Origin of the sequence: Rhizobium sp. BK312 (assembly GCF_014193605.1) — a bacterium.
GTDB lineage: Bacteria > Pseudomonadota > Alphaproteobacteria > Rhizobiales > Rhizobiaceae > Rhizobium.
In genome coordinates this window covers 362,207-384,885 of sequence record NZ_JACHZP010000006.1, presented here as the reverse complement: position 1 = coordinate 384,885, position 22,679 = coordinate 362,207, and the positions used below count along the sequence as shown (strand labels likewise).

At 60.8% G+C, this 22,679-nt stretch carries 20 protein-coding genes; 5 read left to right on the top strand and 15 right to left on the bottom strand.

Annotated elements, in window-relative coordinates; all coding sequences use genetic code 11:
• Positions 1-24: 24 nt before the first annotated feature.
• The 6 genes from fdhF to FHT85_RS19340 all read right to left on the bottom strand — a co-directional run bounded on the left by fdhF (position 25) and on the right by FHT85_RS19340 (position 7,279).
• Positions 25-2,904 (bottom strand): formate dehydrogenase subunit alpha, encoded by a 2,880-nt coding sequence (gene fdhF, locus FHT85_RS19365; RefSeq protein WP_112412649.1) that lies wholly within the window; start codon positions 2,902-2,904, stop codon positions 25-27.
• 5 nt (positions 2,905-2,909) lie between these two features.
• Positions 2,910-4,466: a formate dehydrogenase beta subunit gene (locus FHT85_RS19360; protein ID WP_112412648.1), complete on the bottom strand. Its 1,557-nt coding sequence runs from the start codon at positions 4,464-4,466 to the stop codon at positions 2,910-2,912.
• The gene (locus FHT85_RS19355; protein ID WP_112412647.1) at positions 4,463-4,942 is read right to left on the bottom strand and encodes a formate dehydrogenase subunit gamma; all 480 of its coding nucleotides are present in this window, start codon (positions 4,940-4,942) and stop codon (positions 4,463-4,465) included. The genes FHT85_RS19360 and FHT85_RS19355 overlap by 4 nt, the downstream gene beginning before the upstream one ends.
• Positions 4,943-5,102: 160 nt before the next feature.
• Positions 5,103-5,999 carry a LysR family transcriptional regulator gene (locus FHT85_RS19350; RefSeq protein ID WP_112336398.1) on the bottom strand — a complete coding sequence of 299 codons (897 nt, stop codon included), beginning with the start codon at positions 5,997-5,999 and terminating at the stop codon, positions 5,103-5,105.
• Positions 6,000-6,069: 70 nt separating this feature from the next.
• Positions 6,070-6,408, bottom strand: a complete 339-nt coding sequence (locus tag FHT85_RS19345) for an ArsR/SmtB family transcription factor (RefSeq protein WP_015341375.1) — start codon at positions 6,406-6,408, stop codon at positions 6,070-6,072.
• Between the two features lie 100 nt (positions 6,409-6,508).
• The gene (locus FHT85_RS19340; protein WP_112412646.1) at positions 6,509-7,279 is read right to left on the bottom strand and encodes an SDR family NAD(P)-dependent oxidoreductase; all 771 of its coding nucleotides are present in this window, start codon (positions 7,277-7,279) and stop codon (positions 6,509-6,511) included.
• A 97-nt stretch (positions 7,280-7,376) separates the two neighbouring features.
• Between FHT85_RS19340 and FHT85_RS19335 the strand changes: the two genes are divergently transcribed.
• A complete protein-coding gene (locus FHT85_RS19335) occupies positions 7,377-8,150 on the top strand; it encodes a DeoR/GlpR family DNA-binding transcription regulator (protein ID WP_112336396.1) in 774 nt (257 codons plus the stop codon).
• A gap of 114 nt (positions 8,151-8,264) precedes the next feature.
• Positions 8,265-9,776 carry a glycerol-3-phosphate dehydrogenase gene (gene glpD / locus FHT85_RS19330; protein ID WP_112412645.1) on the top strand — a complete coding sequence of 504 codons (1,512 nt, stop codon included), beginning with the start codon at positions 8,265-8,267 and terminating at the stop codon, positions 9,774-9,776.
• 110 nt (positions 9,777-9,886) lie between these two features.
• Here glpD and soxR read toward each other — a convergent pair whose 3' ends face one another.
• The gene (gene soxR / locus FHT85_RS19325; protein ID WP_112412644.1) at positions 9,887-10,348 is read right to left on the bottom strand and encodes a redox-sensitive transcriptional activator SoxR; all 462 of its coding nucleotides are present in this window, start codon (positions 10,346-10,348) and stop codon (positions 9,887-9,889) included.
• Positions 10,349-10,421: 73 nt separating this feature from the next.
• Here soxR and FHT85_RS19320 point away from each other — a divergent pair, with 73 nt between their 5' ends.
• Together FHT85_RS19320 and FHT85_RS19315 are read left to right on the top strand one after the other, a co-directional pair.
• A complete protein-coding gene (locus FHT85_RS19320) occupies positions 10,422-10,997 on the top strand; it encodes an NADPH-dependent FMN reductase (protein WP_112336392.1) in 576 nt (191 codons plus the stop codon).
• Positions 10,998-11,169: 172 nt separating this feature from the next.
• Entirely contained in the window at positions 11,170-12,381 is a 1,212-nt protein-coding gene (locus FHT85_RS19315) for an acyltransferase family protein (protein ID WP_112412643.1), read from the top strand.
• A 232-nt stretch (positions 12,382-12,613) separates the two neighbouring features.
• Here FHT85_RS19315 and FHT85_RS19310 read toward each other — a convergent pair whose 3' ends face one another.
• The 3 genes from FHT85_RS19310 to FHT85_RS19300 form a co-directional block, all read right to left on the bottom strand.
• On the bottom strand, positions 12,614-13,735 hold the full coding sequence (locus FHT85_RS19310; protein WP_112412642.1) for a mandelate racemase/muconate lactonizing enzyme family protein: 1,122 nt from the start codon (positions 13,733-13,735) through the stop codon (positions 12,614-12,616).
• A 62-nt stretch (positions 13,736-13,797) separates the two neighbouring features.
• Positions 13,798-15,297 carry an aldehyde dehydrogenase family protein gene (locus FHT85_RS19305; RefSeq protein WP_112412641.1) on the bottom strand — a complete coding sequence of 500 codons (1,500 nt, stop codon included), beginning with the start codon at positions 15,295-15,297 and terminating at the stop codon, positions 13,798-13,800.
• Between the two features lies 1 nt (position 15,298).
• Positions 15,299-16,444 carry an iron-containing alcohol dehydrogenase gene (locus FHT85_RS19300; protein WP_112412640.1) on the bottom strand — a complete coding sequence of 382 codons (1,146 nt, stop codon included), beginning with the start codon at positions 16,442-16,444 and terminating at the stop codon, positions 15,299-15,301.
• Between the two features lie 117 nt (positions 16,445-16,561).
• Between FHT85_RS19300 and FHT85_RS19295 the strand changes: the two genes are divergently transcribed.
• The gene (locus FHT85_RS19295) at positions 16,562-17,461 is read left to right on the top strand and encodes a LysR substrate-binding domain-containing protein (protein WP_112336387.1); all 900 of its coding nucleotides are present in this window, start codon (positions 16,562-16,564) and stop codon (positions 17,459-17,461) included.
• Positions 17,462-17,671: 210 nt separating this feature from the next.
• Here the strand turns inward: FHT85_RS19295 and FHT85_RS19290 are convergent, their stop codons facing one another.
• The 5 genes from FHT85_RS19290 to FHT85_RS19270 form a co-directional block, all read right to left on the bottom strand.
• Positions 17,672-18,079 carry a F0F1 ATP synthase subunit epsilon gene (locus FHT85_RS19290; protein ID WP_112412639.1) on the bottom strand — a complete coding sequence of 136 codons (408 nt, stop codon included), beginning with the start codon at positions 18,077-18,079 and terminating at the stop codon, positions 17,672-17,674.
• A 77-nt stretch (positions 18,080-18,156) separates the two neighbouring features.
• Positions 18,157-19,587, bottom strand: a complete 1,431-nt coding sequence (gene atpD, locus FHT85_RS19285) for a F0F1 ATP synthase subunit beta (RefSeq protein ID WP_112336386.1) — start codon at positions 19,585-19,587, stop codon at positions 18,157-18,159.
• Positions 19,588-19,610: 23 nt separating this feature from the next.
• Positions 19,611-20,495 carry a F0F1 ATP synthase subunit gamma gene (locus tag FHT85_RS19280; protein WP_112336385.1) on the bottom strand — a complete coding sequence of 295 codons (885 nt, stop codon included), beginning with the start codon at positions 20,493-20,495 and terminating at the stop codon, positions 19,611-19,613.
• A 28-nt stretch (positions 20,496-20,523) separates the two neighbouring features.
• Positions 20,524-22,053: a F0F1 ATP synthase subunit alpha gene (gene atpA, locus FHT85_RS19275; protein ID WP_112336384.1), complete on the bottom strand. Its 1,530-nt coding sequence runs from the start codon at positions 22,051-22,053 to the stop codon at positions 20,524-20,526.
• Entirely contained in the window at positions 22,053-22,619 is a 567-nt protein-coding gene (locus tag FHT85_RS19270) for a F0F1 ATP synthase subunit delta (protein WP_112400512.1), read from the bottom strand. The genes atpA and FHT85_RS19270 overlap by 1 nt, the downstream gene beginning before the upstream one ends.
• Between the last annotated feature and the right edge of the window lie 60 nt (positions 22,620-22,679).

Sequence of the window (22,679 nt, the reverse complement as noted above, 5' to 3'; positions counted from 1 at the left end):
GAGAAGGGGAAAACGCATGCATCGTCACTCCGCAGCCTCCATCTTCCCGGCAATGCGCCGCGACTGGCGGGCCTGCTCATCATACTCGACCTGCCACTGCGACGGACCGTTCGATGGCGAAACCTGCACCGCCGTCACCTTGTATTCCGGGCAGTTCGTCGCCCAGTCGGTGTAATCGGTGGTGATGACGTTCGCCTGCGTATCCGGATGATGGAAGGTCGTATAGACGACGCCGGGAGCGACGCGGTCGGTAATCAAGGCTCTGAGCGTGGTGTCACCGGAGCGGCTGCTGAGCCTGACCCAGTCTCCTTCGCGGATGCCGCGCTGTTCCGCATCGTGCGGATGGATTTCCAGGCGATCCTCGGCGTGCCAGACGACATTCTCCGTGCGCCGCGTCTGCGCCCCGACATTGTACTGGCTGAGAATGCGCCCGGTCGTCAGCAGCAGCGGGAAACGCGGACCAGTGCGTTCATCCGTCGGCACATATTCTGTGCGGATGAACTTGCCCTTGCCGCGCACGAAGCCATCGACATGCATGATCGGCGAACCAAGCGGCGTCTTCTCATTGCAGGGCCACTGCACCGAGCCCATCTTTTCCAGATAGTCGTAGGAGACCAATGCGAAGCTCGGCGTCGTCGCGGCGATCTCGTCCATGATTTCGGAGGGATGCGCGTAGTTCCAGCCGAGACCCATGGCCTGCGCCATCTTCTGCGTCACTTCCCAGTCGGCATAGCCGTTGCGCGGGGTCATGACCTTACGCACGCGATTGATGCGGCGCTCGGCATTGGTGAAGGTGCCGTCCTTTTCCAGGAAGGTCGAACCGGGCAGGAAGACATGCGCGTAATTGGCCGTCTCGTTCAGGAAGAGGTCGTGGACGACGACGCATTCCATCGCGGCAAGGCCGGCGGCAACATGCTTGGTGTCCGGGTCGGACTGGAGAATGTCCTCACCCTGGATGTAGATGCCCTTGAACGTGCCATCGACCGCGGCATCGAGCATGTTCGGAATGCGCAGGCCGGGCTCGTTGTTGAGCTTCACGCCCCAGAGCTTTTCGAAGATGTCGCGGGTCGCATCGTCGGAGATGTGGCGATAGCCCGGCAGCTCATGCGGGAAGGAGCCCATGTCGCAAGAGCCCTGCACGTTGTTCTGTCCGCGCAGCGGGTTCACGCCGACGCCGGGACGGCCAATATTGCCCGTCACCATGGCGAGGTTGGCGATCGCCATGACCGTAGTGGAACCCTGGCTGTGCTCGGTGACGCCGAGGCCGTAATAGATCGCGCCGTTGCCGCCCTTGGCAAAGAGACGAGCGGCTTCGCGTACGAGTTCGGGAGAAACGCCCGTGTATTTTTCCGTTTCCTCCGGGCTGTGTTGCGGCGCGGAAACGAAGGCGGCCCAATCCTCGAATTCGGACCAGTCGCAGCGTTCGCGGATGAACTTCTCGTCGAACAGGCCTTCGGTGACGATCACGTGCGCCAGTGCCGTCATTACGGCGACGTTGGTACCCGGCTTCAGCGGCAGGTGATAGCTCGCCTCGACATGCGGCGTGCGCACCAGATCGATGCGGCGCGGGTCGATGACGATGAGCTTGGCGCCCTGGCGCAGCCGCTTCTTCAGCCGCGAGCCGAAAACCGGGTGACCATCCGTCGGATTGGCGCCAATGACGATGACGACATCAGAATGCTCGACGCTGTCGAAATTCTGCGTGCCGGCCGAGGTGCCGAAGGCCTGGCCGAGGCCGTAGCCGGTGGGAGAATGGCAGACGCGGGCGCAGGTATCGACATTGTTATTGCCGAAGCCGGCGCGCACCAGCTTCTGCACCAGATAGGTTTCCTCATTGGTGCAGCGCGAGGAGGTGATGCCGCCGATGGAATCACGGCCATACTGATATTGCAGCCGCTTGAACTCGGTGGCGATATGCGCAAAGGCCTCGTCCCAGGTCACCTCCCGCCAGGGATCGGTCACCTTCTCGCGGATCATCGGGTTGAGGATGCGGTCCTTATGGGTTGAATAGCCATAGGCGAAGCGGCCCTTGACGCAGGAATGACCGCGATTGGCCTGGCCGTCTTTCCACGGCACCATGCGCACCAGCTCCTCGCCGCGCATTTCCGCCTTGAAGGAACAGCCGACGCCGCAATAGGCGCAGGTGGTGACGACCGAGTGCTCCGGCTGGCCGATCAATATGACAGACTTTTCGGTCAGCGTCGCCGTCGGGCAAGCCTGCACGCAGGCGCCGCAGGAAACGCATTCCGAGTTGATGAAACTCTCATGCATTCCGGGTGAAACGCGCGAGCCGAAGCCACGGCCCTCGATGGTCAGAGCGAAAGTACCCTGCACTTCCTCGCAGGCTCGCACGCAGCGTGAGCAGACGATGCACTTCGACGGATCATAGGTGAAATAGGGGTTGGACTCGTCTTTCGGCATCCATTTCAGATTGATGTCGCCGTTGTTGCGCGCCTTGACGTGATTGTCGCCCTCATAGCCGTAGCGCACGTCGCGCAGACCGACGGCGCCCGCCATATCCTGCAGCTCGCAATCGCCATTGGCCGCGCAGGTCAGACAGTCCAGCGGATGGTCGGAAATATAAAGTTCCATCACGCCGCGGCGGATGTCCTTCAGCCGGCCCGTCTGCGTGTGAACGACGAGACCGGGGGCAACCGGCGTCGTGCACGAGGCCGGCGTGCCGTTACGGCCTTCGATCTCGACGAGACAGAGGCGGCAGGAGCCAAAGGCATCGACCATGTCGGTGGCGCAGAGCTTCGGGACCTGAATGCCTGCCTCCATCGAAGCACGCATGATCGAGGTGCCCTCGGGCACCGTGATCTGGCGGCCGTCGATGGTCAGCGTCACCATGGTTTCGGAGGTGGAGGCCGGCGTGCCGTAATCGATTTCTGGAACGAGGGACATGGATCTTACTCCGCCGCTTCAATCAAGGGAGCCGGAGAAAAATCCTCCGGGAAATGGGTCATCGCGCTCATCACGGGATAGGGCGTGAAGCCGCCGAGCGCGCAAAGCGAACCGAACTTCATCGTGTTGCAGAGATCGGCAAGCAGCACCCGGTTCTTCTCGGGCTCGATTCCTCTAGCGATCTTGTCGGCCGTCTCGACGCCGCGTGTCGAGCCGATGCGGCAGGGCGTGCACTTGCCGCAGCTTTCGACTGCGCAGAATTCCATCGCGAACCGCGCCTGCTTCAGCATGTCGGCGGTATCGTCGAAAACGACGATGCCGGCATGACCGATTAGGCCGTCCCTGGCTGCAAAGGCTTCATAGTCGAACGGCGTGTCGAACAGTGCGCGCGGGAAATAGGCGCCAAGCGGGCCACCCACCTGCACCGCCTTGACCGGCCGCCCCGTCGCCGTGCCGCCGCCGATCCTGTCGACGATATCGCCGAGCGAAAGGCCGAAGGCTGTCTCATAGAGACCGCCATGCTTGACGTTGCCGGCGATCTGCAGCGGGATCGTGCCGCGCGACCGGCCCATGCCGAAATCGCGATAGAAGACCGCGCCCTTGTCCATAATGATAGGAACGGAGGCGAGCGAAATCACATTATTGATGACGGTGGGACAGTTGAACAGACCCTTATGCGCCGGCAGCGGCGGCTTGGCGCGCACGATGCCGCGCTTGCCTTCGAGGCTGTTCAGCAGCGCCGTCTCCTCGCCGCAGACATAGGCGCCCGCACCCGTGCGGATTTCCATGTCAAAGGCTTTGCCGGAACCGAGCACGGATGCACCAAGAATGCCGGCCTTACGTGCGATCTCCACCGCTTCCGCCATCGCGGCGATCGCATGCGGATATTCCGAGCGCGTATAGACGAAGCCCTTTGTCGCGCCGGTCGCCAGCCCAGCGATCGCCATGCCTTCGATCAGCACGAAGGGGTCACCCTCCATGATCATCCGGTCTGCGAAAGTGCCGCTGTCGCCCTCGTCGGCGTTGCAGACGATATATTTGCGATCGCCCGGCGCATCCAGCACCGTCTTCCATTTGATGCCGGTCGGGAAGCCCGCACCGCCGCGGCCGCGCAGGCCGGAATCGGTGACTTCCTTGACGATATCGCCAGCTGCCATGTCGATCGCGCGGCGCAGCCCCTTCAGGCCGCCATGGGCCTCATAATCCTGCAGCGAAAGCGGATCGGTGATGCCGCAGCGGGCGAAGGTCAGGCGGGTCTGCTCTTTCAGGAATGGGAGGCTTTCGACCTCCCCAAGACAGAGCGGATGCTCGCCGCCTTCGGCGAGCCCGGCGTCGAAGAGTGCGGAAACATCCTTGGCCTTCACCGGTCCATAGCCGATACGCTTGCCGCCAATCTCGACTTCGACCAGGGGCTCAAGCCAGAACATGCCGCGCGAGCCGTTGCGCACGATGCGCGCATCGAGGCCACGCTTGGCGATTTCCTGCGCGACCGATTTCGCCACTTTCTCCGCACCGAGCGAAAGGGCGGCGGCGTCGCGGGGAATATAGATGGTGAGCGTCATTGGCGCGCCTCCTTCACGAGGTCGTCCGCGCCCTCATCGTCGAGGCGGCCATAGAGTTCGCCGTCGAGCATCGCAGCCGGAGCGCAGGCGCAAAGCCCGAGACAGTAGACCGGTTCCAGCGTGACACTGCCATCGAGGGTCGTCTGATGGAAATCGATGCCCAGGAGCCGCTTGATGCGCTCGGCAAGCGCATCGCCTCCCATCGACTGACAGGCCTCGGCGCGACAGAGCTTTAGGACATGCCGGCCTGCGGGATGATCGCGATAGTCATGATAAAAGGTCATGACGCCGTGCACTTCGGCGCGCGAAAGGTTCAGTGCCTTGGCAATCAGAGGCAACGCATCCTGCGGCACATAGCCGAATTCCTCTTGAATCCCGTGCAGGATCGGCAAAAGCGGCCCCTCCATCGGTTTCATGTTATCGATGATGGTGCCGGCGCGGGTCGCGACATCGCCCGCGGCCTGATTCAAACTCATTAGCAGCCTCCCGCGCATAGCTCCGAAGATCGAAGGCGAATCTTCAGAAAAGACCTATGCGGCATTTCCTCCTGGCGCGCGATCGACACGCCATGAAGATAAGCTCGCAGGGAGACGGCAAAGGATCAATAAGGCAGTCCCGTCACTCGATAGAAATTTTCTATCGATTTCCGTTCTCTTCTGCGAGCAATCTCGCCTCATGCAACAAGGCAGAGACGAGTGGCGTAAAGGGTTCGCGGTGGGTAGCGACTAGGCCGACAAGATGCTCGGCATCAGGTTCCGTGATCGGGATCTTATGAATATCCGCCGGAAAACCGAAGGAATCGGCGATATTCTTCGGCATAATGCTCGCCCAGCGACCGGTCTGCACATGCGAAAACAGCACGATCATCGAATTGGATTCCAGCGTCGGCTTGGCGGTCGCGCCCGCCTCGGCAAGATGCCGATTGATGATGCGCCGGTTCTGCATGTCGGCAGTCAATAGACAAAGCCGAAGATCGCCGACTTCCTTCCAGGTCACCGTCTCGCGCTCGGAAAACGGGCTGCCTGCCGCGGTGATGAGGTGATAGCGCTCGGCATAGAGCGGCACGCTGGTAACACGGCCGAGCGGCTCGTTTTCCAGATAGGTGATACCGGCATCGATCTCGAGGTTTTCCAGCAGGCTCAGAACCTGGAGCGAATTGCGCGATAAAATGGAGAAGGTAACGTCCGGGTGTCTTTCCTGGAAAGGCGTGGTGATTTTCTGCACCATGGCAAGTGCTGTCGGAATGGCAGCAATGCGGATATGGCCGGCAAGGCCCTTGCGCGCAGCCCGCATCTCCTCGCGCATCGTACGGCTGTCGCCGACGATGCGGCGTGCCCATTCCAGCACGCGCTGCCCCTCGGGCGTCAGACCTTGAAAGCGAGAACCACGGCTGACAAGCATCACGCCGAGCTGGTCCTCCAATTGCCGGATCGCCGCCGACAAGGTCGGCTGCGTCACCCCGCACTCCTCGGCCGCGCGCCCGAAATGCTTCTGATTCGCCAGCGCGATGAAGAATTCCAGCTTGTCGATCATCCCGCTCTCCCGAAGTCAAAGGGTTAGACCGACAGCCCGGTGAACGCAACATGCAAGGCTGCTTCGGACTTCAACATTCGCGCTGACAGAATGCCTTCTGCAGCGAATCGACCACGGCGCAGATTTCCGAGCGCGCGACGGCATAGTGGATGAGCCGCCCTTCGCGGCGCGTATCGACGAGCTTATCGAGGCGAAGACGCGCCAAATGCTGCGACACGACAGCCTGCGGCAGGTCAAGAAGAGCCTCGAGCTCCATCACCGTTTTCTCGTTCTTGGCCAGCATGAAGAGAATCGCCAGGCGCGTCTCGTGCGATAGTGCTTTCAGCAGGGCGCTCGACTTTCGCGCCCTGTCGGTCATTTCCTCAACATCACGTTCCGCTGCACCGCCCTGCGGTAGAGACGACGACATATCACAGCCTCTAATAAGAATCCCCAGGGAATGTTTATAATATTATCAAATCGGAAGCTGATTCAAAAAAGACGCGGAAAACCAAAAAAGGTCCGTTTTATCAGCAGATAAGCTGCCCGCCGTTGATCTCGATTACCTGCCCGGTGATGTAGCCGGAAAGCAGGGGTGCTGCGAGAAAGAGATAGGCGGGCGCGCAATCTTCGGGGGTGCCCAGGCGCTGAAGCGGGATCGATTTGCGCGTCTGCTCCAGCTTCTCTCTCGATGAATAACGCTCATGAAAATCGGTCGCTATCGTGCCGGGGGAGACGCAATTCACCCGGATACCGTCAGGCGCCAGCTCGCGCGCCAAGGCTTTCGAGTAGGTCGCGACAAAAGCTTTCGAGGCGGAATAAATCGCCGATCCTGGGCTACCACCGGTCAGCGCCGAAATCGAAACAGTGTTGACGATCGCGGCCTGCCCGGCTGCCCGCAGCAGCGGCAACAGCCCTCTCGTCACTTCCACGACGGAAGTTTGATTGAGATGAACGATCTGCTCGTATTGCTCGTCGGTCAGTTCGCCGGCGGGAAATCGCCCGACCATAGTGCCGGCATTGTTGACCAGCACGTCGATACGGTCGAAGCGCTCCCCGGCTGCGCTGACGAAATCGCGCGTGCCATTGCTGGCTGCGAAATCACCGGCAATCAGGAAGGCGCGACGGTCGGCCTCCGCTTCCATCAGGAAATCAGGCAAATCGCGCCCGGTATCGCGGCCGATATGGACAAGGACATGGGCGCCGCAATCGAGAAACTGCCGCGCGACCTCCAGCCCGATACCGCGGCCGGCGCCCGTGACCACGACATTGCGATTTTCGAATAGCTTCGGATGAAACACGAAATCCTCCCAAATCGCACAATTCGCGCGTCAGTAATTGCGGAATTTTCACTTTATCATATGATGACGAAAAAACGAAAGAAAGGGAGCGAAAACCATGTTCCTATCCGGACGTCAGACCGAGATTCTCGACATTGCCAAGGCGGAAGGACGAGTACTCGTCGAGGAGCTGGCGTTGCGCTTCTCGGTCACGCCGCAAACCATCCGCAAGGATCTGAACGATCTCTGCGACGGCCGCGTTCTATCGCGCGTGCATGGCGGCGCAATCTTTCCCGGCGGAACCGAGAACGTGAAATATGAGGCGCGACGGTCTATTGCCGCACCCGAAAAGCAGGCGATCGGCCGTGCCGCGGCAAGCCTGATCCCCAACAATAGCTCGCTTTTCATCAATATCGGCACGACCACGGAAGCCGTCGGCGAAGCGCTTCTTGGCCATCACGAATTGATGGTCATTACCAATAATATTAACGTTGCCAACAAGTTGCGCATTTTCCCCTCCATTGAGGTCGTCATTTCCGGCGGTGTCGTGCGCGGCTCGGATGGCGGCATCGTCGGCGAGGCCGCCGTCGATTTCATCAAGCAGTTCAAGGTGGATTATGCCGTCATCGGCGCCTCGGCGATCGACCCCGACGGCGCGCTCCTGGATTTCGACTTTCGCGAAGTGAAAGTGGCACAGGCCATCATCGCCAATGCCCGGCACGTCATTCTCGTTGCCGACAGCACCAAGTTCGAACGAACCGCCCCGGTTCGCATCGGCCATCTGTCGCAAGTCCACACCTTCGTTACCGACGAATGCAGTATCGAATCCGTGCGTTCCATCGCAGCGGAACATGACGTCCATCTCGTTGAAACCGCTCGCAGATCGGCCTGACCCGCGCACTTTCCGTCAAGAAACGTTCGTTTGACATTCGTATCTGTTTCGCTTTAGATGGTTTAGTTTCGATTTTCCATCTTCAGGGGATGGCTGACCTTTGCGGAGGGGCGGGTGAGCGAGCAGGTCTACGACATTTTCATTATCGGAGGCGGCATCAATGGCTGCGGCATCGCCCGCGACGCCACGGGGCGCGGCTACAAGGTCGCGCTTGCCGAAATGAACGACTTTGCCTCCGGCACATCGTCAGGCGCCACAAAGCTCATTCATGGCGGCCTGCGCTACCTCGAACATTATGAATTCCGTCTCGTGCGCGAATCGCTGATGGAGCGCGAAGTGCTCTGGGCCATGGCGCCGCACATCATCTGGCCGATGCGTTTCGTCCTGCCTTACCATAAGGGCGGCATCCGCCCGGCCTGGCTGATCCGCCTCGGCCTTTTCCTCTACGATCACCTCGGCGGACGAAAGCTGCTGCCCCCAACCGCGACGCTGGACATGAAGAAGGATCCTGCGGGCAAGCCGCTGAAGGCGCTCTTCACCAAAGCCTTCGAATATTCCGACGGCTGGGTCGACGATGCCCGCATGGTCGTATTGAATGCCCGCGACGCAGCCGACCGCGGCGCGACGATCATGCCGCGGACGAAGGTGGTCTCCGCCTGGCGCGAAGGCGCAGTTTGGGCGATCGAAACGGAAAATACGATCAGCGGCGAGAAGCGTCAGTTTCGCGCCCGCATGCTGGTCAATGCAGCAGGCCCCTGGGTCGATCAGGTGCTGTCCGGTACGTTCGGCAAAAACCAGGTGCACAATGTCCGTCTCGTTCAGGGCAGCCATATCGTCGTGCGCAGGAAGTTCGATGACCCGCGCGCCTATTTCTTCCAGAACCCGGACAACCGCATCATCTTCGCCATTCCCTACGAGCAGGATTTCACGCTGATCGGCACCACGGATCGCGACTACAAGGACGATCCGAAAGATGTGAAAATCACCGAGGGGGAAACCACCTATCTCTGTAATGCCGCCAGCGAATATTTCAAGGAGCCGGTCCGGCCCGAGGATATCGTCTGGACCTATTCGGCCGTGCGCCCGCTCTATGACGATGGCGCATCGAAAGCGCAGGAAGCCACGCGCGACTACGTTCTCAAGGTCGAGGGAGAAGAAGGCCAGGCGCCGCTGCTCAACGTCTTTGGCGGCAAGCTTACCACTTATCGACGCCTTGGCGAACATGCGCTGGAAAAGATCGGCGAAGCCATCGGCCTCAAGGGTAAACCCTGGACCGCCGGCAGCTCGCTCCCCGGCGGCGATTTTCCGGTTCGCGGCTATGAGGCCGAAGTCACTAAGCTCAAGTCGCGTTACCCCTTCCTTGCCGATCCGCATGCCCGCCGGCTCATCCGCCGCTACGGCACGCGCGCTGCCATGATCCTGGGCAACGCCAAGACGATCGCCGATCTCGGCCGGTGTTTCGGAAGCGATCTCTATGAGGCGGAAGTACGATATCTGATCGAACAGGAATGGGCCTATAGCGCAACAGATATCCTATGGCGCCGTTCCAAGAAGGGCCTCTACCTCTCGAAGGAAGAAGCCGCAGCGCTCGACAGCTATATGGCAGAGAACCACGTCCACGCCTGAGCGGTTCAGTTTTTCACGGAATCTCTGAGCCGCTCTATCTCTTTGTTTTCACGCAATTCCAGGAAAACCGCTGCGCACTTTTCCTGGAATTGCTCTAAGCGGCCAATTCACTATCCGGGATCGAGCAGCCGCGGGCCTCCGCCTTCCTCGGAAAGCTGATCCCAGGGATTGCGCAAGGGACAGCTATCGAGCGAAAGGCAGCCGCAGCCGATACAGCTGTCCAGCTGATCGCGAAGTCCCTGCAGGCGCTTGATGCGGGCGTCGAGATCATCCTTCCATAGCTCCGAAAGCGCCTTCCAGTCCGATGCTGTCGGCGTGCGACCCTGCGGCAGCGATTGAAGAGCCGCCTGAACCTCGGCAAGCGGAATACCAACGCGTTGGGCCACCTTGATGACGGAGACTCGCCGAAGCACTTCGCGAGGATAGCGCCGCTGATTGCCGCTGCTGCGATGGCTCTCGATCAGGCCTTTCGCTTCATAGAAATGTAACGCCGATACAGCCACGCCGCTGCGTGCAGCCACCTCGCCGACCGTCAGCAGCTTCGGAAATTGAGCCGGATCGATTTTTCCCATTTTCGCTATTGACCTCAACTTTACTTGAGGTCTTATAACCCTGGCTCCGAACCGCGTAAAGCAGGAGCAAGACATGACAGAAAGAACCCGGCTGGCGATCATCTACGGCAGCACGCGTCCGGGTCGGCTATGCGACCGGGTGGTCAAATGGGTCGCCCGCGAATTGGCGCATTATCCGCTTATAGACATCGACCTGATCGATCCTCTCGAATTCGATCTGCCTTTCGCGCATAATCGTGAGCATCCCGGCGTCGGAGCTTTATCGGAGCGGCTTTCGGATGCCGATGCCTTCATTATCGTCACGCCCGAATACAATCACAGTTTCACCGCTTCGCTGAAATTCGTGCTCGATCTCGTCTATGAGCCCTGGCATGGCAAACCTGTCGCCTTCGTCTCCTATGGCGGCATCTCCGGCGGCCTGCGCGCGGTGGAACAGTTGCGGCTCGTCTTTGCCGAACTGCACACGGTCACGGTGCGCGATACGGTAAGCTTCGCCAATCCCTGGGGCAGATTTGCCGAGGATGGCGCGCTCGAAAACCCGCTCGATGCCAGAAAATCGCTTGTTCTCATGATTGCGCGGCTGACATGGTGGAGCAACGCCTTAAAGCCAGCTCGCGTCACGCGCCCCTACCGCTCCGTTGCCGCCTGATCCCTATCCCAATACAAGAATCCGATCTCTCGTTTCTGGCAGGTGCGGGAGATCGGTCCGACGCCCGGACCCGGCAACGATGGGTCCGGGCGTCCTGCCTTCAAGGATCACGCTTGCCGAAACCGCCGCAATGACCTAACGCAATAGAGGGAGATTTCGGGCGGATACGGGAATGGAGAACGCCAAGCGGCTGGGAGGAGCGGATTTCATGCGCGCCGTCGCATGTCTAATGGTGCTTGTTCACCATCTCGTGCTCCGAATGAATTTCTACAAGATCCCACCAGCCCTGGATGTAACCTTCATATTGGCGCGCTTCGGCAATCACGGCGTCTCGGTCTTCTTCGTCCTCAGCGGCTTCCTTCTTGCGCGCCCCTTCTGGTTGGCGCTGGATAGAGCCCAACCCCTACCTTCGCTGAAAATCTATGCCATGCGCCGGGCAGCGCGTATTCTGCCGGGCTTCTGGTTTGCCCTGACGGTTGGCTTCCTGATCAGCTTCACCATCTATGGCTTTCCGCTAGACGCGGAACTGGTCGGCCGCTACATCGCCGGTTTCTTCCTGATGAGCCAATGGCATTGGCGCACCTTTTTCCCGGTGCAGGGCGATGGACCGCTATGGTCGATCCCCTTCGAGACGACCTGCTATGTTCTCCTGCCGATTGGTTTCTTATTGTTGTTTCATTCAAAACTGAGATCGCGCTCCCTGCTCGTCAGCCGCCTGCTCTGGATCGGCATCATCGCAATATCATTGGTCGGCCATTGGCTTGTCGTCACCTATCTGCCGACTGACAATGTCGGGCAAGGATGGCGATATGGCTTCCAGGGCGGCGCCAAGGAATGGATGCCGCGCTACAACCCGATCGGCTTCTTTGCCATATTCGCGATCGGCGCGCTCGCCGCCGGCATCCAGACACTCCTCCCAGCCCGCCGCTCGGCGATCTATGATATCATCGGCGCGCTCGCGATCGTCATGGGTGCGTGGCAGCTGCCGCAGTCGATCGGCGGTGCGGCGGAAGGCTATGCCTGGCTCGGCATTCCCTATCAATTTCCGCTGCTGCCCCTGGCGGCCGCGATCGCGCTTTGCGCGCTTCCGCAATCGCTGCTGCTGGCAAAGCTGCTCGACAATCCCGTGAGCCGTTATGTCGCCACTGTCTCCTTCGGCGTCTATATCTGGCAGGATATCGTGCTGACCTTGATGCCGCAGCTCTTCCCCTCATCCTTCGGCGCCGGCTCGGACAACGTGCTGGGCGGCTGGATCGTCTCAAGTCTCATCGCAACTGCTATCATTTTTGCCATCGGCACGCTCAGCTATGTGCTGCTCGAGCGCCCTGTCATTCAGTGGGCGCGCTCGCGGGAAAGCAAAGTCATGCGACCCGCCACTGCGTAGTATAGGGCCGTCGCCTGTGAGACACATCGGCGCCGCGCTCCCCTTCTCCCCTCGGGGAGAAGGTGCCGTCAGGCGGATGAGGGGGCTGCCAAGAGCACAAAAATCCCCGCATTCAAATCGATTACCCCCTCATCCGACCCTTCGGGCCACCTTCTCCCCGAGGGGAGAAGGAACTTGCGGCACCTCAGCACCCCATATGCCACGGCCTTGCTGCCCAATTCCGCAGGCGCCTTTAGATACGCGTTGCCTTCAGTCGCTCCTCATCGAGGACGATGCCGAGCCCCGGTGCAAGGCCCAGATCCAGCCAGCCAGCATCGTGCTTGAGCGGCGAGGCCATCGGATAATCGCGGCGGGCTTCGCTCCATTCCGGATTGTCGTAGGGGTATTCGAGCCAGACAGCATCAGCGACGCCGGCGGTCAGATGCGCGTTGGCGAGAACCCCGATGCCGTTCGTCCAGGAATGCGGCGTGAACTGCACGCCCGCCTCGCGTGCCTGATAGGCCAGCCGCCGGCAACCGGTGATGCCGCCGACAAGGGCGACATCGGGTTGGATGACATCGAAGGCACGCTCTTCGATGATATCGCGAAATTCGTAGAGCTCACGCGTCATCTCGCCGCCGACGATGCGGACCGAGGTCGCCTGCTTCAGTTCCTTCATGCCCTTGCGATCCGAGCGGTGAAGCGGCTCTTCCATCCAGTAGACGCCGAGCCGCTCCAGCTCCCTGGCGACAGTAAGCGCATCCTTGAAGGTCCAGGGCAAGGTCGTATCCCAGGGCATGCGCCAACCCTGGTTGCAGTCGACCATCAGCTCCAGCCGATCACCGACGCGGGCGCGGATCGCTTCCAGAGCCTTGACGTCCTCGCGCCAGCCGCCGCGGCCGCCCGAAGAGGAGGAGAAGCGCACCTTCATGGCCGGAAAGCCTTCGTCGATATAGCGCTCGGCCTGATCGGCCATGGCAGAGGGTTCGCGCAGCACGCCGGAGGATGCATAGAGCCGCACGCGGCTGGCGCGGCCGCCGAGCATCCGCCAGACCGGCTCGCCAGTGATCTTGCCGGAGAGATCCCACAGCGCCAGGTCCATCGGCCAGCAGCGGCCGTAATGGAAATTGATGTGCGAGAGGACTTCATAATGCCGTTCGACATGCCGGGGATCCTGCCCGATGAACAGATCCTCATGCCCCTCGAAACCCTTCATCAGGTCGCCGGAGCCGATGCCCTCGCGCCCCTCATCGTCTCGGACGCGCACGATGGTCGCATCGAAATGCCGACGCGGGCGGCCGTCCCAGCTCGCCTTGAATGCCGGATCGAGCGGCAGACGGTGATGAGTGATTTCGATGGAAACGATCTTGCTCATTATGGCTCCCCTTTATCCTCCGGGCATGATCCTTTGAAAAGGATCATGCCGATATCGATCCCTCAGCCGAACTGCTGCCAGATCGTCTTGTAATCGCAATACTTGTTGATTGCATGCACCGAACGGTCACGGCCGAAACCGGACTGCTTGAAGCCGCCGAACGGCGTCGCGAAGTTCGACATGTCGTAGGTGTTGATCCACACCGTACCCGCATGGATAGCCTCGGAGAAGCGATGAGCGCGATCCATATCCTTGGTAAAGACGGCTCCGGCAAGCCCGTAGATCGTATCGTTGGCGATCTTCAGCGCCTCCTCCTCGGTATCGAAGGGAATGGCTGCCAGCACCGGGCCAAAGATTTCCTGCCGCGCCAGGCTCATGTCGTTGGTCATGTCGACGAAGACGCCCGGCGAGACATAGTAACCGCCGGTTTCGCTCATGACGCGCTCGGCACCGAAGGCACGGCGGGCGCCTTCCTTTTCGCCGGCCGCGATCATCGCCAGCACCTTGTTCATGTGCTCTTCCTCAATGAGCGCTCCGATCTGCGCCGAAGGATCGAGCGGATGCTTGAGCGCGATGTCGGAGCGGGTGACAGCCTCGATCTTCTCGATCAGCCTGTCCTGCACCGAACGCTGCACGATCAGACGGGTCGAGGCATGGCAGGTCTCGCCGGAATTGTAGAAGCAGCCCCAGGCGGCAGCAACCGCGGCGGCATCGAGATCGGCGTCTTCAAACACGACCAGCGGCGACTTGCCGCCAAGCTCCAGCGCCACGCGCTTGACGTTCGATTGCGCCGCATAGCCCATGATCAGCTTGCCGACCTCGGTCGAGCCGGTAAATGCGATCATATCGACATCCATATGCAGCGCCAACGGCTTGCCGGTCTCTTCGCCATAACCCGTGACGACGTTGAAGACGCCTGCCGGCAGGCCGGCTTCGATCGCGAGTTCGGCAAGCCGGATCGCCGAAAGCGAGGATTGTTCCGCCGGCTTCAGCACCACGGAATTGCCAGCCGCGATCGCAGGACCGAGTTTCCAGGCGTCGATGATCATCGGATAATTCCAGGGCGTGATCACCCCGATGACGCCAAGCGGCACCTTGCGCACCAGCGCGCGGGCATTCGGGCCGGTTGGCGCAATCTCGTCATACATCTTGTCGATCATTTCGCCGTAGAACTGGATGCCGTCAGCACATAGGCGCACATCGACACCGAGCGACGCCATGACCGGCTTGCCGACATCGATCGTCTCAAGCATAGCCAGCTCATCGCCATTGGCGCGGATGAGATCGGCCCATTTCAGCATGATCTTCTTCTTTTCGAGCGGCTCCTTCTTGCGCCAGACACCGCTTTCGAAGGCCGCGCGGGCGGAGGCGACGGCAGCATCGACATCGGCGGCATTGCCGCGCGCAAGCTGCGCACCCGGTTTGCCATCCATCGGCCGGATGCGGGTGAAGGTTTCGCTCGAGGCGGAGGCGCGATGGGCGCCGTTGATGAAGTGACGACCTTCGGGCTTGAGGCCGGAGAGGACGCTTTCCCAATAGTCGCGCGTGTAATTCTTGGTCATCTCAAATTCCTTTCGGCAGCGCCATGACGGCGGCAGCAAAGCGGTCGATGTCAGCATCCGTCACGTCGCGGATCGTCGATCGCCGCATGGGCTGGTTTTCGGTCGCCCGCATCTCGCGGGCGAGATCGGAGGCATCGAACGGTTTGAAGGCAGCCGGCAGCGCGCGAACGATACCGCAGCGGTCCATCCAGTCTGAAACGAAAGCGGGAAGTTCAGCGGCGCTCTCGACGCCACAAGCCTTGGCCGCCGCGTTCAAATCTGCGGTATTGGCTTCGACAAGCCATGGCAGCGTCACCTCGAAGCCGAGCGCGGTCGCAAGACCATGATGGACCGGGCCAAGGCCCGCCAGTGCATGGCTGATATTATGCGCGATCGCCGTACCACAATTATCGATGGCAATGCCGGCAAAGCAGGAGCCGAGCAATACGTCGCCGCGTGCGGCGATATCGTTGGGTTGCTTGACGGCCGTCTCCAGAGCGCCGGTGATCAGCCGCAGCGCTTGATGCGCATAAAATTGCGCGCCGCGATGCGAGTTGCGGTTCGTTGCCGCTTCGAAGGCATGAATGAAAGCATCGAAACCACACCAAGCGGTCAGGCTTGCTGGCAGGGTCTTCGTCAGTGCGGGATCGAGAATGACGAGATCGGCCTTTGTTTCCGGCCCCCAGATCCAGAGCTTCTTGCCCTCAGGCCCGGCAAAGATATTCGTGGCTGATGTTTCCGATCCCGTGCCGGCCGTGGTCGGGATCATGATCTTCTTCAACGGGCTTTTCGGCAGCGGGTTAGCGGCCAGCGCATAGTGCATCGGATCCTCGCCGGAAGCGATGCAGCAGGCGACGATCTTGCCTATATCGAGCGCCGAACCGCCGCCGATGCCGATCACCATATCCGCCCCTTGCCCAGCTTCGATCGCCGCATGCAGATGCGCAAGCTTTGGCTCGCCGGCAAAATCGGAATAGACCTGCGTGTTCACGCCTGCTTCCGCAAGCTCGGAGCTGACCCTGGCGGCAAGGCCGGACTGCGCCAGGAAGGCATCGATGACAAGCAGAACGGCGCCGACGCCATCGAAGGATTTGACCGCAGCGGGAAGGCCGGAGAGCGCACCCTCACCGAAACGAATGTCTGGGATGGCGGAAATGGAGAAGGACACGCAGAGACCCCTTGGAAAAGCGGCTGAAAATCATGTCATAATCCTGCATCACAATTTCAGATCTTCAAATCCGGCCAATTATCGGGAATATTGATGATCTCAAGTTATGGAGAGCCAATGCTAGAGAAAATACCGCTGGAGGCCTTCCGCGTGTTCGATGCGGCCGCGCGCGCCATGAATTTTTCGCGCGCCGGCCGCGAACTGAACATCACCCAGGCCGCCGTCAGCCGCCGCATCAAGGGGCTGGAAGATCACCTGGGCGCGACGCTCTTTACCCGCCGAGGCCGCAATCTGGCGCTGACGCCGGATGGCGAGCGGCTGTTTCAGCGCGTCCGCGCCACGCTGGAATATCTGGAGGAGAGCCTGGAACCCTTTCGCGCCGGCACGGGCGAAATCATCTCGATTGCTGCAAGCGGCTCGATCTCGCATCTGTGGCTCGGGCAGCGGCTCAGGGATTTCGGCAAGGAGAGCCCCGGCATCTCCGTGCGCCTGCTGACGACGGACGTGCATTCCGAACTCGCCTCGGAGAACCACGATCTCATCATCATCTATTCTACCGGCGAGCATCCGCGCTGGAGCCTGACGCCACTCTTGAACGAGGTGCTGGTCCCGGTTGCCTCGCCGGATTACCTGGCAGCCCGCGGCCTCGACCCGCAGGCGCTGACGGCGGTCGATATCGCCGGGCTCGATCTCATCGACTACGAACGCGCCAACGCCCATTGGATCAGCTTCCGCCAATGGTTCGGCCGCATCGGAGACCCCTTGAAGGGCAAGCCGCCGCGACCTCGCCTGTCCTTCTCCACCTATATCATGGCGGTGGAAGCAGCGCTCCGGGGCGAAGGCATAGCGCTCGGCAGCCTCGGCCTCATCGAGGAATACCTGCAATCCGGCGCGCTCGTCACCATCGGCAACGATCGCGTCGAGAGCGGCTTCGGATATTATCTGGGCGCCCCGCGCTTTCGCTCGCTCTCTCCCGAGGCGGCTCAGTTGCATCGGTTTCTGCTGCAGGGGCAATAGGTTTGATGCGGCTTCGGGGGAATTGCCTCAATGCCTTCGCTTCTAGAAATGACAGATGCGGTCGCTCACCATCCGTCCTCATGGTGAGGTGCAGCGCCGTTAAGCGGAGCGAAAACAGTGATGCCTCGAACCACGAGGTGGCCCAGATCCTCCAACAAAAAAGCGGCCCATAAGACCGCTTTCATCTCATTCATCACTACGCTGACCGCATCAATCCTGCGTGATCGAGCCACGCAGATGCGAGAGTTCCATGATGAAGTGCTCCAGACGCGACTTGTGCTCGTGATGCTCGGCATCTTCGAGCTCGGCCTTGGCGGCATTGATGCGGCGGTCCAGCTCGTCGCGGCTCATGTCCTCGACCGGAACGGCGGATTCGGCGAGCAGCGTGCAGCCGGTCGGCAGGATGTCGGCGAAGCCGCCGAAAACGACGTAGTCCTGCTTCTTGCCCGAAGCGGAATGCACCTTGACGACGCCCGGCTTGATGGTGGTCATGGTCGGCGCATGGTTCGCCATGACGGTTATCTCGCCTTCGCTCGCGGGGATGACGACATCGATGACTTGTTCCGACAGCAGCAGGCGCTCCGGAGAAACCAGTTCGAAATTGAAATTGTCAGCCATGACCCGTCACTTCTCGATTGTCTTATTCGCAAGGCAAGGGCGCGCGGGCAAAGCCGCGCGCCGATGGATTGGCCTGATTAGGCAGCCAGCTTCTTGGCCTTTTCGATCGCTTCTTCGATCGAGCCGACCATGTAGAAGGCAGCTTCCGGCAGGTGGTCGTATTCGCCGTTGACGAGGCCCTTGAAGCCCTTGATCGTGTCCTCGAGAGCGACGAGCTTGCCCGGCGAACCGGTGAAGACTTCGGCGACGAAGAACGGCTGCGACAGGAAGCGCTCGATCTTGCGAGCGCGGGCAACAGCCAGCTTGTCGTCTTCGGACAATTCGTCCATGCCCAGGATGGCGATGATGTCCTGCAGGGCCTTGTAGCGCTGCAGCGTCGACTGGACCTTACGGGCAACTTCGTAGTGCTCTTCGCCGACGACCATCGGGTCGAGCATGCGCGAGGTGGAGTCGAGCGGGTCGACGGCCGGATAGATGCCCTTTTCGGCGATCGAGCGCGACAGAACGGTCGTTGCGTCCAGGTGGGCGAACGAGGTTGCCGGTGCCGGGTCGGTCAAGTCGTCGGCCGGAACGTAAATGGCCTGAACCGAGGTGATCGAGCCGGTCGTCGTCGTGGTGATGCGTTCCTGCATCTGGCCCATGTCGGTGGCGAGCGTCGGCTGATAACCCACGGCCGAAGGAATACGGCCGAGCAGAGCCGACACTTCCGAACCAGCCTGCGTGAAGCGGAAGATGTTGTCGACGAAGAACAGAACGTCCTGGCCTTCATCGCGGAAGTTTTCAGCAACGGTCAGACCGGTCAGAGCGACGCGAGCGCGCGCGCCCGGCGGTTCGTTCATCTGGCCGTACACGAGCGCTGCCTTAGAGCCTTCGCCGCCGCCATGCTTGTTGACGCCCGATTCGATCATTTCGTGGTAGAGGTCGTTGCCTTCGCGGGTGCGTTCACCCACGCCTGCGAATACCGAGTAACCACCGTGCGCCTTGGCGACGTTGTTGATCAGCTCCATGATGAGAACGGTCTTGCCGACGCCAGCGCCGCCGAACAGGCCGATCTTACCGCCCTTTGCGTAAGGAGCGAGGAGATCGACGACCTTGATGCCGGTGACGAGGATCTGAGATTCCGTGGACTGCTCGACGTAGGACGGAGCATCCTGGTGGATGGCGCGCTTCTTGGAGGTGTTCAGCGGACCTGCTTCGTCGACCGGCTCGCCGATGACGTTCATGATACGGCCGAGCGTCTCATGTCCGACCGGAACCGAGATCGGTGCACCTGTGTCGTTGACACGCTGTCCACGAACCAGACCTTCGGTCGAGTCCATGGCGATGGTGCGGACGGAATTTTCGCCGAGGTGCTGTGCGACTTCGAGAACCAGACGATTACCGTTATTGTCGGTTTCAAGCGCGTTCAGGATCGCCGGGAGCTCGCCGTCGAAAGCAACGTCCACAACGGCGCCGATAACCTGAGTAACCTTACCGACAGAACCTGCGGGGGTAGCTGCGTCAGCCATTTTCTTACCCTCTTTCCCTAACCTCAGAGCGCTTCCGCGCCCGAAATGATTTCAATCAATTCCTTGGTGATCTGTGCCTGGCGCTGACGGTTGTAGTTCAGCGTCAGCTTGTTGATCATCTCACCAGCGTTGCGCGTCGCATTGTCCATCGCGCTCATCTTAGCGCCCATCTCGCCGGCGACGTTTTCGAGCAACGCGCGGAATATCTGGACGGAGATGTTGCGCGGGATCAGGTCCGCGAGGATCGAAGCCGCATCCGGCTCGTATTCGTAGACGGCACCCTTGTGGGCTGCGTCTTGTTCGACGACGGCTGGAGCCGAAGCCGGGATGAGCTGCTGTGCCGTCGGCACCTGGCTGATCACCGACTTGAATTCGGAGTAGAACAGCGTGCAAACGTCGAATTCGCCGGCTTCGAACATATCGATGATACGCTTGCCGATGGCGTCGGCATTGTCGAAGCCAATGCGCTTGACGTCGCGCAATTCCTTGCGCTCGACGATCAGCGACGCATATTCGCGGCGAAGGACGTCATAGCCCTTCTTGCCGACGGTGAAGATCTTCACCGTCTTGCCTTCGGCCAGAAGCTTGCGGGCATGGTCACGCGCGAAGCGCGAAATCTGCGAATTGAAACCACCGCACAGGCCGCGTTCGGCCGTGCAGACGACGAGCAGATGCACATCGCTTTTGCCGGTTCCGGTCATCAGCAGCGGCGCGCCGTCGGCATCGCTGACGGCAGCCGAGATATTGGCCAGAACAGCGGCCATGCGCTGCGAATAAGGCCGGGCGGCCTCGGCCGCCTCCTGCGCACGCCGAAGCTTCGCCGCGGCGACCATTTTCATCGCCTTGGTGATCTTCTGCGTCGCCTTGACGGAGGCGATCCGGTTTTTCAGATCCTTGAGTGAAGGCATCCTTGGTCCGTCCTAGAGCTTGGCCCGATTACGCGAAAGACTTGGCGAAGCTGTCGAGAGCAGCGGTGAGCTTGCCCTTCGTCGCGTCGCTAATGGCCTTTTCGGTACGGATGGTGTCGAGGATTTCCTTGCCTTCCGAGCGGAGGTACGACAGCAGGCCCTGCTCGAACTTGCCGACCTGGGCAACAGGCAGCTTGTCGAGGTAGCCGTTGACGCCGGCGAAGATCACCGCAACCTGCTCTTCCGTCTTCAGCGGCGAGAATTGCGGCTGCTTCAGGAGTTCGGTCAGGCGAGCACCGCGGTTCAGCAGGCGCTGGGTTGCAGCATCGAGGTCGGAGCCGAACTGGGCGAAGGCGGCCATTTCACGATACTGGGCGAGTTCGCCCTTGATCGAGCCTGCAACCTGCTTCATCGCCTTGATCTGAGCGGACGAGCCGACGCGCGAAACCGACAGACCGACGTTAACGGCCGGACGGATACCCTGATAGAACAGGTCGGTTTCAAGGAAGATCTGGCCGTCGGTGATCGAGATCACGTTGGTCGGAATGAAGGCCGAAACGTCGTTACCCTGCGTTTCAATGACCGGGAGAGCGGTGAGCGAACCAGCGCCCTTCTCATCGTTCATCTTTGCAGCGCGCTCGAGGAGACGCGAGTGCAGGTAGAAAACGTCGCCCGGATAAGCTTCGCGGCCCGGCGGGCGGCGCAGCAGCAGCGACATCTGACGATAGGCAACGGCCTGCTTGGAGAGGTCGTCGTAGCCGATCAGGGCGTGCATGCCGTTGTCGCGGAAGTATTCGCCCATGGCGCAACCGGCGAACGGAGCGAGGAACTGCATCGGAGCCGGATCGGACGCCGTTGCGGCAACGATGATTGAGTACTTCAGCGCGCCGCGCTCTTCGAGCACCTTGACGAACTGGGCAACGGTCGAACGCTTCTGGCCAACGGCGACGTAGACGCAGTAAAGCTTTTCGCTGTCCGGGCCAGCATCGTGGATGGCCTTCTGGTTCAGGATCGTGTCGAGAATGATGGCGGTCTTGCCGGTCTGGCGGTCACCGATGACGAGCTCGCGCTGGCCGCGGCCAACCGGGATCAGGGCATCGATGGCCTTGAGGCCGGTCGACATCGGCTCATGAACCGACTTACGCGGAATGATGCCCGGAGCCTTGACGTCGACGCGCGAACGGCGGGTCGCATTGATCGGGCCTTTGCCGTCGATCGGGTTGCCGAGCGCGTCGACAACGCGGCCGAGCAGTTCCGGACCGACCGGAACGTCAACGATCGCGCCGGTACGCTTGACGGTGTCGCCTTCCTTGATATCTCGGTCGGAGCCGAAGATAACCACGCCGACATTGTCGGCTTCGAGGTTCAGGGCCATGCCGCGAATGCCGCCGGGGAATTCGACCATTTCGCCAGCCTGGACATTGTCCAGACCGTAGACGCGGGCGATACCGTCACCGACGGAGAGAACCTGGCCGACTTCGGAGACTTCAGCTTCCTTGCCGAAGTTTTTGATCTGATCTTTCAGAATTGCGGAAATTTCCGCGGCGCGGATATCCATCAGCCGACCTCTTTCAATGCAAGCTTAAGGGTGGAGAGTTTGGTGCGAAGGGACGTATCGATCTGACGCGAACCGACCTTGACGATCAGGCCGCCAAGGATCGACGGATCGACGGTGACGACAATCGTCACGTCCTTGCCGGTGACGCCCTTCAGCGCCGCCTTCAATTCATCTTCCTGCGCCGGAGTCAGCGCGTGGGCCGAGGTGACCTCGGCGGAAATCTCGCCGCGATGCTGGGCGGCGATGATGCGGAAAGCCTTGATCATGCCCGGCAGCGCAAAAAGGCGCCGATTGCTGGCCACAAGCTTCAGAAAATTGGTGACGTAAGCGCCGAAGCCGGCCTTCGTTGCCAGCGCCTGGATCGCGCCGACCTGCTCTTCAGCCGAAAAGACCGGGCTGAGGACGAAGCGCTTCAGATCTTCGCTTTCGTCGAGCATGGCTTGGAACCGATCGAGATCGGCGGTCACTGCCGGTACGGCACCCTCTTCAAGAGCCAATTCGAACAGCGACGAGGCATATCGTTCTGCGACACCAGAAACATGCTGGGATGTGTCTGCCACGGGCACAAAATTCCCTGATTTCAACCCAAGAACCAAACTTCCGAGTGACGGAAGCGATATGCCCTT